10 protein-coding genes are annotated in these 11,905 nt (G+C 56.5%); 3 read left to right on the top strand and 7 right to left on the bottom strand.

The genetic code is table 11. The features are described from left to right. Positions 1–135: 135 nt before the first annotated feature. From HGEM_RS09855 to HGEM_RS09260, 5 genes are all read right to left on the bottom strand, one after another. Positions 136–1,620, bottom strand: a complete 1,485-nt coding sequence (locus tag HGEM_RS09855; protein WP_019129161.1) for a VanZ family protein — start codon at positions 1,618–1,620, stop codon at positions 136–138. Between the two features lie 45 nt (positions 1,621–1,665). Beyond that, on the bottom strand, positions 1,666–2,094 hold the full coding sequence (locus HGEM_RS10285; protein WP_154646838.1) for a hypothetical protein: 429 nt from the start codon (positions 2,092–2,094) through the stop codon (positions 1,666–1,668). A 411-nt stretch (positions 2,095–2,505) separates the two neighbouring features. Then, positions 2,506–2,754 (bottom strand): helix-turn-helix domain-containing protein, encoded by a 249-nt coding sequence (locus HGEM_RS09270; RefSeq protein ID WP_019129160.1) that lies wholly within the window; start codon positions 2,752–2,754, stop codon positions 2,506–2,508. Positions 2,755–2,796: 42 nt separating this feature from the next. After that, the gene (locus HGEM_RS09265; protein ID WP_019129159.1) at positions 2,797–3,294 is read right to left on the bottom strand and encodes a hypothetical protein; all 498 of its coding nucleotides are present in this window, start codon (positions 3,292–3,294) and stop codon (positions 2,797–2,799) included. Between the two features lie 119 nt (positions 3,295–3,413). After that, complete coding sequence (locus HGEM_RS09260; protein ID WP_162607428.1) at positions 3,414–4,661, bottom strand: radical SAM/SPASM domain-containing protein; 1,248 nt, start codon at positions 4,659–4,661, stop codon at positions 3,414–3,416. A 223-nt stretch (positions 4,662–4,884) separates the two neighbouring features. Here HGEM_RS09260 and HGEM_RS09850 point away from each other — a divergent pair, with 223 nt between their 5' ends. Both HGEM_RS09850 and HGEM_RS09250 read left to right on the top strand, forming a co-directional pair. Continuing rightward, positions 4,885–5,400, top strand: a complete 516-nt coding sequence (locus HGEM_RS09850; protein WP_019129157.1) for a TlpA family protein disulfide reductase — start codon at positions 4,885–4,887, stop codon at positions 5,398–5,400. A 67-nt stretch (positions 5,401–5,467) separates the two neighbouring features. Beyond that, positions 5,468–5,875 carry a hypothetical protein gene (locus HGEM_RS09250; RefSeq protein WP_019129156.1) on the top strand — a complete coding sequence of 136 codons (408 nt, stop codon included), beginning with the start codon at positions 5,468–5,470 and terminating at the stop codon, positions 5,873–5,875. A gap of 475 nt (positions 5,876–6,350) precedes the next feature. Here HGEM_RS09250 and prfB read toward each other — a convergent pair whose 3' ends face one another. Both prfB and secA read right to left on the bottom strand, forming a co-directional pair. Beyond that, on the bottom strand, positions 6,351–7,475 hold the full coding sequence (gene prfB / locus HGEM_RS09245; RefSeq protein WP_019129155.1) for a peptide chain release factor 2: 1,125 nt from the start codon (positions 7,473–7,475) through the stop codon (positions 6,351–6,353). Continuing rightward, a complete protein-coding gene (gene secA, locus HGEM_RS09240; protein ID WP_019129154.1) occupies positions 7,475–10,300 on the bottom strand; it encodes a preprotein translocase subunit SecA in 2,826 nt (941 codons plus the stop codon). Before secA ends, prfB begins: the two co-directional genes overlap by 1 nt. 612 nt (positions 10,301–10,912) lie before the next feature. On the opposite strand from secA, the gene HGEM_RS09235 reads away from it, so the two are divergent. Then, positions 10,913–11,419, top strand: coding sequence for a pyridoxamine 5'-phosphate oxidase family protein (locus tag HGEM_RS09235; RefSeq protein WP_195891262.1), 507 nt, complete (start codon positions 10,913–10,915; stop codon positions 11,417–11,419). Positions 11,420–11,905 lie beyond the last annotated feature (486 nt).

Below are 11,905 nucleotides of genomic sequence, written 5' to 3'. Positions count from 1 at the left end.
GCCGTCAGATAGCACCCTTGCAGTCGCCGCAATCCTGCGGTTTCCCTCAATGCAAACCAAACTTTCCGGATGAAGCCGGAAAGATATTCCCAAAAGTGGAACGAGCTAACACAAACGGCGCAGAAAGGGCGCGCCCTACTCGCCCACAAGGTGTAATGCACCGTCATCTCCAAGCACGGCGCGATATGTCTCGGGATCGTTCGGCTCGCCATCCTCCGAAGGCGGCAGGTCGTATGACGCGTTCACGGCATGCAGAACGGGCACCCCGTCCACCTCGTTGAGCCCGCAGATGGTCGCATAGCACTCTGAACCTTCGGCCTCCATCGTCGAACCCACATGTCCATGCAGTTCAACGCGCTTTTGGTCATCAGACCACGTCATAAACGTTGGGCGCTCGATATCACCCAAGTAAAGGTCGGAATAGATGTTGAAGTTGAAGTACGCGAGTGGCGCGTCGGGGTCGGGATTCTCGCATGGTGCGGCGTCGACCTTCGTCGCAACAAAGCACCCGCCATAGGGCACAAGCTCGCAGGAAACGCTCAGCATGCCGCCGTCCATGAACGCCTTGTACAACCCGTCTTCGTCAACTTGCTCGCCGCCGAATGAAAGCGTCGCCGATGGCCCCACCATGATGGGATAGCTCGTACCAACGCGAACGCTCGGCACCGTCGCATCGGGCTGCTCGCTCACCACAACCAACGTCGTAAACGTGATGCCGCCTTCGGTTTCCCAACGCTCGTCTTGCACCAAGACGCCCGATACGGCAAACGGTGTTGAGGCCGATAAATCCGTGCCGGTGTCGAGTTCTTGAGCAAGCGCAACCAATGCCGGATCCGCGTTTTCATCAACAAGTATCTGGTTGTTGGAGGACTGGTCGACCGACGGGCTCGCGGCAGCAGCAAGGGAGCAGAACGCGGTAAGCGCTACAACCACTGCTCCCAAACCTACCGCAGAGCGCTTCGCCCGGCGGCCCACCGCCTGCGGCACGCTAAAGGCATAGCATTGACCATAGCGCTCATCACTTTCCACATGCAAAAATGGCTCAGCACACGCCCACGCAAGGCCGCCCATACACCCGCCCAAGGCGTTGGCGCACACATCAACGATGTCCGTGAGCCCGAGCACGAATACGTACTGCAGCGCCTCGAGCACAAAAGAGACAGCAAGGGCCACGAGTGCAGCCCGCGCGATCGACCCAAAGCGACGGCAAAGATACCAACCCAGCGGCATGAACAGCGCGATGTTGAGCAGAAGCATACCGGGATATACCTGAACCGTGGCAACAACATCGGCGAGGTTAAGATTAATGCCCCGGATGCCCACGCTCTTGCCCAGAATCGCAAAGAGCAGACCTGCGAGGTAGACACCGAACGCAACGCGCGTAAACGCAAGATACACCCTGTTATTCAGCGTCTGGTAAACAAGGGCCGCTGCGAACACCGCGAATAGGAGCGACACGAGCATCATCGGCATCGAACTCGAGAGCACGCCCGGGCCCAACAGCCCAATCATGCCGGAATACGCCTGCGTGTTCAGAAGCAGCAGCACACCGAAAAACACTGCGACACCCGCCGTGAGCGCAACGATGAGGCGAATGACTCGCTTTGTTTTATTGTTCATGTTGTCACCTATACGGCCGCCTCGCACGATACGAGGCGGCCTTCGTCAAAGCCTAATTACTACTAAACGTGCCCTTGATATTGAACTTGTTGTATCCACTCCCTGAATAGAAATACAACCTGTACGTACCGGTACTGCAATACGTTGAAAATGAACCAGTGGCATCGTTTTTAAACGTTTTTGATCCAACGTTGTCCAGTTGCCAAAGCCCGCATCTCTCTGAATATACACCGTCATCTGCTGGTAATTATTGCCGGTAATCTTACGCTTTTGAGTATGGTTAACCTTGCAGGTCTTATTATTGACGTATGCAGTGCGAACTGATGGACGGCTCCATATTCCTGTACCATCGTAACTAAATAGTACTTTTGCCTGAGCGGGCACCGCTAATGCCGAAAAAAGCGTTAGGCAGGCAAGGACAGAGCACAGCAACTTCCTTGGGCATCCTTTTATGCGCGTGAATAGCCTGCTCATTAAACACCCTCCTTAGTTACAACATCATATGAACCTGCATGGCCATGCTTGACAAAAAGGGTCTAGCATATTTATTAGATAATATAAAATATTACTTTCACATTATTTTACATTTGTTTTCTAGTTTTTAAAAACAATTGACAACGGTGCAGCTAAGCCACCTGAGACAAGAATCCGCTGGAATACCATGGATTTCAGCACCCTTTTACTGGGTACGTAAAAGCCATCTTTTCACTTGACATAACAACAGCCCATCTCCACCTGCATTTTGCATGCGGATGGTAAACCCCATAAAGGACACGACTATCACTTTATTAATCTAACAAGCATCGTACTAACGATGGCAAAATCGACTCGCCTGTGCTGGCAACGTCTATTTCACTGGGAAAAAACGGCATTCAAAGAGCGAGATTATGGCTCGTCAGGTAATTTGCCGAACGCGGCGATGTACTCGTCCTCGTCCATCCAGTCGATGATGTCACCAGGCTTGCAGCGGAGCGCCTTGCACATGGCTTCAAGCGTCGAGAAGCGGATGCCCTTGAGACGACCGGTCTTGATACGCGAGATATTCACCGGAGAGATGCCAACCTTCTCTGCCAGCTCGATGGAGGACATCTTGCGGTCCGCCATCACGCGATCGAGTCGCATAACGATGGGCATGATGTCCCCCTTTCTAGTACGTCATAAAACGTTAGCGTCATTTTACAGAATGTTATCCGAGTCTTCCTGTAAGATTCTGCCGTATTCAGAAATGGCGGCAAAGATGAAGAACATGATGGACGTGGAGAGTTGGCGCAGGTCGAGCGTTGGACCAACCGCAGCTCCCGCTTCGTAGCCTTGAAAGCTCGACAGGGAGATGCTTGGGACAAGCAGCCCAAGCGCTACCTGCACGAGCATGAGAATCGCAATGACAAGAAGCCTATAGGTTTGTCCTTTGCTAAAGATCTCGCCCTTCCGTGCCACGACCAGAGCAAACGAAATGAAAACGACGAGGACAACGGCATCAAGAACATCGCTGCAAAACGTAATAATCAGATAGCACCACACATTACCAGAAGCTTCAAGATTAGATGGGAAGCCGATGGACAACATGTCGCTCACGTCAAAGATTAAGTTGATGAGACAGCCAAAAGTGAGCACGCAACAAAGCACTATCAGCAGCCTAATTAGCTTCGATGCCTGTTTCGCCAAGTCCAGCATAATTGCTCCTCATGTAGCTTCATCCAATAAGAAGCTAAAAGCCGATCCTGATACCTCCGATTATTCTGCATGGCCTTTTGCTCTGCACCTCAATCGCAAACAGCATTAGAAAACTCCTTTCACGCCATTGCCGCAAGCACGAAGCTCACGGCATCCTCAATCGACCGCTTGTTGTACGCACAGTATGGGTCGCGGCAATCTGCGCGACCATATTCCATATAAGCTCGTGCTCTACAACCACCTCCGCATAGATAGCGCTTGTTACAGTCCTTGCAGCCGTCGAGCTCGTCGACAGTGGGCAAAGCAAACCGAGCGAGCGAATCGCGCAACGTATCGGCTGAATCCTCAAACGCACTACCCAAGAGAAATGGAGCATAGCGCAGCATGTGACACGGATACACCGAGCCATCGGCGGCAACGCTCACACCCGTTTTGCCTGCTCCGCAGCACGCACAGGCTTGAAGGGTTGGCTGCGCGCCATCAAGGAAGACGCTGTCAACACCCGCCGTTGCCCCTGCCGCCTGCATGACCTCGGCAAGGCGCACGAAATCGTCATCGCTCGGTGCAAGGTCGCCGAGTGTGCCGGTAAGTCCGCTCAGCAAGCTGAAGCCCACGGTAGCGCCGAGCTGTTTACCCAGCTCAAGGTATGCCGGGACGTCGTCTATGTTCTTGGCATGAATCGTTGGAAGAATATGCGCTTGAATGCCGGCACCCTTGATGCGTTTGATCACCTCGACCAGCCGGTCAAAGAGCTGCTTGCCGCGAATATAGGACGGGCTCTGCGACGGCGGCCCATCAAACGAGACGGAAATGGTGTCTACCTTGCCTGCAAGCGGGGCGATACGTTCGTCGGTGCAAAGCATGCCGTTGGTAAGGATGATAACCGTGGCAATTCCGCCCTGTTTGGCATGCGCAGCAAGCTCGGCAAGATCCTCTCGTAGGAACGGCTCACCGCCCGAGACAATCAACTGCTCGACACCAAGTTCAACTAGCACATCGACGGCATGCGCCAGCTGGTCAAACGTCGGATCCTCATCACGGTTGCGTCCTTCATCCCTTGAGTAGCACCCAACACATGAAAGATTGCACCGATTGGTCACGTGGAGATAGGCCGAGCGAAGCCGTGCCCGACCGAGGTGCACTGCGCCCTCGTCCGTCCCAGCTTCAATGAAGCCGTGCTGCTTCATGTAGGCAACGAGCTCGGCACAATCTGCAGGCACGTCCTCCTCGGGAACGTCGTGCGCCGCCATGGCATCGCACAATGCTGCGCCGCTGCCGCTCAGACCGACAATGGCTCCCGTTTCGACGTTCCCGACCGCAGGCACCTGCCCAAGACGAAAGCGAACGACATTTTTTGAGAGCCTCATTGACATAATGCCCCCTATAAATAAATTTGCCTATTACATTGTATCTCTTATACAAAATAGATGTGAATCTTATCTTTATCCCAATTGTAATCGCTCGCTGTTTTCGCACGTCACCAAATGAAGCATCATGCATATTACTCAGAGATAAGTTTTCATATATTTTTTAATATCTTATTTTATTTTCTTACTATTAAATTTATACTTTGACTAGGAGATGGTGAAAATGAAGCATAGGAAAGCTCTCTTATCGGTCCTCCTTCTGTTCGGCGTCTTAGCCATTCTTGTTTTAACCACATTGGAACCCATTTCAAGCGAACATCATAAGGCGTATTCTCATCAATCACTTCCAATCAAGAATGCAATTAACTTTAATCTCGGAGGTGGGCAGCGGTACTTCGATATGCTCAATCGAGACGGAGAAAACCTTCTGATATTCTGGGGCTCGTGGTGTCCGCACTGTGAATCGCTGCTTGATCAGATAGTGAAGGCAGATGACTACGAGACCATAGCCAAGAACCTATTTACCGTTTCGGAAGATACGCTCATCTCTGATGTAGAGAATCATCGTGGTGAATTCCCGATATATCTCGACCAAGATAAAAGTGTCTATAACGCATATGGCCTAGAGCACGTCCCGACCGTCCTCGTTATTGACGGCCAAGGTCGCGTCATAGGTTCATCAGAAGGCGAACAGGCATCACTCGACCTAATCAAAGAATATGTATCCAACAACAGCTAATAAGTCATCCGCGAGGAGGTGAATACAGCCCGGATGAACACCATCGTCGTATCTTGGAAGGAGCAGCATGAACAAGCTTTCGAAAGGTCTCACTGCAATTATTTGCATCGAACTTATTATTGGCTCGTTGTGCGTTACCAATGCCTACGCGATTCAAGCAGACGACGCGATACAGTCAGAAGACAGCCAAGTGTATGTGGGCGATTCGTACGACGAGAGCTACGAAATCACTCCTTTTGAACGCGGTCGCTGCACCGATTCATATTCAAAAGCTTGGTGTAACTCGCACGGCTTTAAAAACAATAGGCCGGTCCCCCATAAGGTCCAGCTCAACGCAAAGGAGAGGAAGTGCCTGAACGAACTATACGTTAATGGGACTGCAAGCGTAATTGCTGGGTACATTTCAACAGGCGCAGGTGGGGCCTTATTCGCTACGGCCCAAGCAGCCTATAGGCTCTTTAATTGCCTATTCTAATGATGGGACGTTTAATGAAACAAAAATGGGACCTAGACCCAATTGTTGTCGTTTCATCAGTTTGCCTCATGATAATCGCAACGCTAGATATTTTCCTCGACCTGCCTAGTAGTGTGGTACGAATTCTTCTTTCACTATCGAGCATGATCTTTTTCGGAGGAATTATCCACCAAGCATATAGAACGAGACATCGCGTTATTGCAGCAGCCGCTTCAGCTCTATTCATTCTGTACTTTATGTCCTTATTTTATTCTGTAGCAGAGTAGATTATTAAGTTCCTCTGCACAGCATAAGCCGATGCGTCGAGCCACGGCATCCGGAAAGAAAATTTCCGGATGCCACTTCTTTGTTGCGGGGTTGATTTCACTGTCAAACGAAGTGCAACACAAAACGCGCAGGACAAAATGACCCCGTCCCAAAATGGGTCAATGAGACAAATGTGCCTGGCACCTTTGTCTCACCTGGCACCTTTGTCTCATTCGGCGCTCGTGGCCCAACGGTGGTAGCCGATGATGAACGGATCCAGGTCGCCCTCCTCCAGAACGGCGTCGACGTTGCCGGTCTCCACGCCGGTACGGAGATCCTTGACCATCTGGTACGGATAGAGCACGTAGCTGCGGATTTGGTTGCCGAAGCCGATCTCGGTCTTGGGACCGCGGATCTCATCGAGCTTGTCCTCACGCTTCTGCAGTTCCAGCTCGTACAGGCGCGCCTTCAAGATCTGCATGCACGCGGCCTTGTTCTGGATCTGCGAGCGCTCGTTCTGGCAGGTCACGACGATGCCTGTAGGCAGGTGCGTCACGCGCACGGCGGAGTCCGTCGTGTTCACGCCCTGGCCGCCGGGGCCGCTCGCGTGGTACACATCCACACGGATATCGTCGGGCGCAATCTCGATGTCGATGTCGTCGGGCAGCACGGGGATGACCTCCACGCCCGCGAACGTGGTCTGGCGGCGCTTCTTAGCATCCGTGGGGCTGATGCGCACCAAGCGGTGCACGCCGGCCTCGGCGCGGAGCATCCCGAACGCGTCCTTGCCCTCCACGGTGAAGGTCGCACGGTCGATGCCAATCTGCTCGGCCGCCGGGCAGTCGTTGACCGTGACCTTCCAGCCGTGGCGCGCACAGTACTTCATATACATCTTGAACAGCATGAAGGTCCAGTCCTGGGCCTCCAAGCCACCCTGGCCGGGCTTGATGGTCACGATGGCATCGCCGTGGTCGAACTCTCCGGTAAACCAACTCGTCAGCTCCAGCTGATCAATGGAGCGGCCCAAAGCCTCGGCCGTGGACGCGGCCTCGGCCACCAAGCCGGCCGCCTCGGGGTCGTCCCCCATCTCGCCGGCGAGCTCAAGCGCGGCGCGCGCGTCGGCAAGCTCCGAGCGGGCATCCTCGACGGCCTTCACATCATCGCGCGCCGCCGAGAGCTCTGCCATGACTGCGCGCGCATGCTCGGCATCATCCCAGAAGCCCGGCTGGGCGCTCTGGCGCTCGAGCTCCGCCGCGCGCTCGCGTTTCTCGTCCAGATGCAGATAGACCTCAACCTCATCGAGGCGCGCCGCCAAGGCGTCGAGCGCCTCGGCCGTGATGCTCTCCTCGGCCATTAGCGGTTCCTACCGTGGCAGTTCTTGAATTTCTTGCCGCTACCGCAGGGGCAGGGGTCGTTGCGCCCCACATTGGCGTACGGGTCGCCGCTCTCGGCCTTGACGTAGGTCTTGACCGTACCCCGTGCGGGTGCCGGCGCGCGGCCAGCAGCGTTGGCAGCCTGCGCGGCGGCCTCGCGACGAATGGTCGAGGAGCCTCCCTCGCCATCGACATCGGCCGGGCCGGAGTACGTCGCGCCCGAGAGCTCCGCGGGCTCCTCGGCCGCCTGCTGCGCGGCGCGCGGGGCCTGCTTGACCTCGATGCGCAGGATGGTGCGCAGGTAGTCCTCGTACATGGTGTCCACGAGCATCTGGAACGCGCGGAACGCCTCGCTCTTGTACTCCACGAGCGGGTCGCGCTGGCCGAAGCCGCGGAGCCCGATGCCCTGCTTGAGGTAGTCCATCTCCTGCAGGTAGCTCATCCAGCGCGTATCGATCACGCGGAGCATGACCTGCGTGTTGAGCTCGCGCATGAGCTCCTCGCCCACACGCTCGGCCTTCTGGTCGTAGCAATCCTTGACATAGGCGAGCACCTGCTCGTTGATCGCGCTGAAGCTCGCGTCCTCGTCATCGATCTGCGGCGCATCCGTGCGGCCGGTGAGCTCGACGATCCACTTATGCAGGCCCTCGAAATCGCGCTCGCCCTTCTTGGAGTCCTTGGGGCAGAACTCGGCGACGCAACGCTCCACGGTATCGGCCATGACGTCGGTGATGTGCCCGGCGAGGTCTTTGCCGTCGAGCACCTTGTTACGCTCGGCGTAGATGACCTGGCGCTGCTTGTTCATGACGTCGTCGTACTCGAGCACGTTCTTACGCATGGAGAAGTTGATGTTCTCGACCTTGCGCTGCGCGCCCTCGACGGCCTTGGAGATGAATTTATGCTGGATGGGCAGGTCGTCCATATCGGCCGACGACATGAGGTTCGAGATGCGGTCCATCTTGTCGCCGCCAAAGAGCCGCATGAGGTCGTCCTCGAGCGAGAGGTAGAACTGCGTCTCACCGGGATCTCCCTGACGGCCGGCACGGCCGCGGAGCTGGTTATCGATACGGCGGCTCTCGTGCCGCTCGGTGCCGATCACGGTGAGGCCGCCCGCCGCAAGCACTTGCTCGCGCTCGCGGGCGCACGTCTCGCGGGCCTGCTTGAGCGCCTCCTCATAGGCTGCCGCCCGAAGCTCCTCGTAGCCCTCGGCCTCGGGGTCGAGCCCCTTTGCCTCGACCATCTCGTTCGCGAGCTCCTCGGGGTTGCCGCCGAGCAGGATGTCCGTACCACGGCCTGCCATGTTCGTTGCGATGGTCACAGCGCCCAAGCGGCCGGCCTGCGCAACGATGTGCGCCTCGCGCTCGTGGAACTTTGCGTTCAGGACCTCGTGCTTGATCCCGCGCTTGTTGAGCAGGCGCGACAAGCGCTCGGAGCTCTCGATGGAGACGGTGCCCACGAGCACGGGCTGGCCCTCGGCGTGGCGCTCGGCAACCTCATCGGCGACGGCGCGATACTTGGCATCGATCGTGCGGTACACGAGGTCGTCATGGTCTTTACGGACCACCGGCTTGTTGGGCGGAATGACCTGCACGGGCAGGTTGTAGATCTCGCGGAACTCGGCATCCTCGGTGATGGCGGTACCGGTCATGCCGGCAAGCTTATCGTAGAGGCGGAAGTAATTCTGCAGGGTGATCGTGGCGAGCGTCTGGTTCTCCTCGCGCACGAGCACGCCTTCTTTGGCCTCGATGGCCTGGTGGAGGCCATCGGAATAGCGACGGCCTTCCATGATGCGGCCCGTGAACTCGTCGACGATCTTGACCTCGCCGTTCGTGACCACGTACTGCTTGTCGCGGTGGAACATGTACTGGGCCTTGAGCGCCTGCTGCAGGTGGTTCACGAGTTGGCCGGAAAGGTCGGCGTAGATGTCGTCGATGCCGAGGCGCTTCTCGATCTTCTTCAAGCCCTGCTCGGTTGCTGCGATGGTGTGCTTGGCCTCGTCCATCACGAAATCGCCGTCGGGCTCGGGGGCGGGCTCGGGAGAGAGCGGATCGCGCTCGACCTCGGGGGCGCGCTTAAGACCGCGGACCGCGCGGGCGAAGTCCTTGTAGGTGCTCGCCGACTTGGTGCCGGCGCCGGAGATGATGAGCGGGGTGCGCGCCTCGTCGATAAGAATCGAGTCGACCTCGTCCACGATGGCAAAGGCATGGCCGCGCTGCACGCGCTGCGAAGCGCGAAGCACCATGTTGTCACGAAGGTAATCGAAGCCGAACTCCGAGTTGGTGCCGTACGTGACATCTGCCTCGTAGGCAGGACGCTTCTGCATGAGCGGCATGCCGTTCTGCAAAAGGCCGACCTTCATGCCGAGGAAGCGGTAGATCTGGCCCATCCACTCAGAGTCGCGTTTGGCGAGGTAATCGTTCACGGTGACGATGTGCACGCCCTTGCCGGAAATCGCGTTGAGGTAGCCGGCGAGCGTTGAGACGAGCGTCTTGCCTTCACCGGTCTTCATCTCTGCAATCTGGCCGTCATGGAGCGTCATGCCGCCGATGAGCTGCACATCGAAGTGGCGGAGGCCGGTGGTGCGCTTGGACGCCTCGCGAACCACGGCAAACGCCTCGGGTAGCATGCTGTCGAGCGACTCGCCGTTCGCATAGCGCTCGCGGAAGAGCTCGGTCTGGTGGGCGAGCTCCTCGTCGTCCATCTTCTCGTAGGTGGGCTCGAGACCGTTGATCTTCTCGACAACCTTCTGATAGCGCTTGAGCTCCTTATCGGAGCCGATTGAAAGGAGTTTTGAGACGAATCCCATGTGGTTCCCTTTTCACAGGAGGTAGTTCGCGCCGCGCGACACCCGTCGCGCCCCAGAACCGCCCCCGATGGACATACTCAGACTGCTTAACTCTATCCCTTTGGCGCACGGACGATACACACGGCGCGCGCATCCCACGGAGAAACCACGGTGAATGGGCTCCCGGGGCCATGTCTCGGCTGCTTGCCTGCAACTCGGGCAGCTCCGACTCGCACGCACATCTTGCAAGCAGAGAATACGCATATCGACAACGAGCAGGCAGCGGCTTCGCGACGAACGTGCCCGCGCCGTTAGGAAGCACAGCAGTTTACTCTCATGGTCAATTTAATATGATTGGTGGTAGTTAAGAAGCGGCGCACGCCCAGCTAAACCTCATTTTGGGGGCTTATTCATGATTGCCATCGATAATCGGGCAAAAGGCACCCTGCCTGGACCACTCCACAACGCTCTTCAGCAGCGCTAGGTGCTCCCAAGCACCACTAACCGTACTAAATTGGCCATGAGGGCGAGAATTTATAAAATCGCAGCCGAACGAATGCCCATACAAGCCTCGCTATATGATTGGTTGCGTAAAGTAATTACGTCAACCATGCTAGGGGGCTCACGTTGAACATGAGACTGGCAAAACGCGAGGTACGCGAAACGAGTGAGCTGCGGGCAATCGTCGATAGCTGCCAAACCGTTCGCGTCGGCGCCGTTGACGAAGAGGGAATGTTCATCGTTCCCATGAGCTTTGGCTACGACTGGGAACTGGACGAATCCGGCACTCCCCGCCTAACGCTTTGGCTGCATTCAGCTGGCGCGGGACGCAAGGCCGCGGCATTTGGGGCAAACGGAAACGCCGGGGTCGACGTCGCGATCGAGATGGACTGCGAAGATGGCGTCATCACCGGGCCGTACGCGTGCTCGTACTCCTTTGCGTACCGGAGCATCATGGGGACGGGGCGCATCTACCCCATCGCTAGCGGCGAAGACAAGGTCTACGGCCTCACGCGCATCATGGAGCACATGGCTCACGGCGCACCGCAAGCGCTCGGCCCGGGCGTGCTCGACCGCACGGCGGTGTGGCGTATCGACGTCGCGCGCTTCACCGGTAAGCAGCGCCAACCTAAAGCATAGGTCGCCAAAAAAATAAGACCTTGTCAGAACGCTGCATGACGGGTTTTCGCCCACCGAATCTAACAATCTTTATCCAGACGGACTTTCAATAAGGTAGGCCGTTACCTTTCAACCGAGCAGGCCATTATTCAAGTAATTGGGCAGACCATTATTCAAGTGGCCATTAATTTGGCGAGCCTTTATCAAGGCACCCAAATCAAGCGCGCCTCGACCTTCGTGATTGTTGGGCAGTTTTCGGATGTTCGAGGCATCGTTGGGCGAGATTCCGTCATAGCGCGGGTCCTGTGCGGCGAAATATCGCCCCGAAACGCCCCAGATGTCCGAATCTCGCCCGACAACGCCCTAGGCGTCAAATTTCCCCGGGCGCCCGAATCTCGCCTGACAACGCTCCGAACGTCCAAATCTCGCCCAAAGGTGTGCGACGCGCGCCAAGCAGGCGACAACACTCACATGGCGACGCGCATGCAATCAGAACCACCCGCATAG

The sequence above is a fragment of the Enorma massiliensis phI genome (assembly GCF_000311845.1).
Classification (GTDB): Bacteria; Actinomycetota; Coriobacteriia; order Coriobacteriales; family Coriobacteriaceae; genus Enorma; species Enorma massiliensis.
The sequence above is the reverse complement of the archived record's forward strand: the minus strand, read 5'-3'. Positions and strand labels throughout refer to the sequence as shown.

What these genes read in the sequence shown, in the direction of transcription:
- secA (WP_019129154.1), bottom strand. Translation starts at nt 10,300, where the DNA reads ATGGGATTCGTCTCAAAACTCCTTTCAATCGGCTCCGATAAGGAGCTC.
- HGEM_RS09265 (WP_019129159.1), bottom strand. Translation starts at nt 3,294, where the DNA reads ATGCTGGACTTGGCGAAACAGGCATCGAAGCTAATTAGGCTGCTGATA.
- prfB (WP_019129155.1), bottom strand. Translation starts at nt 7,475, where the DNA reads ATGGCCGAGGAGAGCATCACGGCCGAGGCGCTCGACGCCTTGGCGGCG.
- HGEM_RS10285 (WP_154646838.1), bottom strand. Translation starts at nt 2,094, where the DNA reads ATGAGCAGGCTATTCACGCGCATAAAAGGATGCCCAAGGAAGTTGCTG.
- HGEM_RS09850 (WP_019129157.1), top strand. Translation starts at nt 4,885, where the DNA reads ATGAAGCATAGGAAAGCTCTCTTATCGGTCCTCCTTCTGTTCGGCGTC.
- HGEM_RS09260 (WP_162607428.1), bottom strand. Translation starts at nt 4,661, where the DNA reads ATGAGGCTCTCAAAAAATGTCGTTCGCTTTCGTCTTGGGCAGGTGCCT.
- HGEM_RS09855 (WP_019129161.1), bottom strand. Translation starts at nt 1,620, where the DNA reads ATGAACAATAAAACAAAGCGAGTCATTCGCCTCATCGTTGCGCTCACG.
- HGEM_RS09250 (WP_019129156.1), top strand. Translation starts at nt 5,468, where the DNA reads ATGAACAAGCTTTCGAAAGGTCTCACTGCAATTATTTGCATCGAACTT.
- HGEM_RS09235 (WP_195891262.1), top strand. Translation starts at nt 10,913, where the DNA reads ATGAGACTGGCAAAACGCGAGGTACGCGAAACGAGTGAGCTGCGGGCA.
- HGEM_RS09270 (WP_019129160.1), bottom strand. Translation starts at nt 2,754, where the DNA reads ATGCCCATCGTTATGCGACTCGATCGCGTGATGGCGGACCGCAAGATG.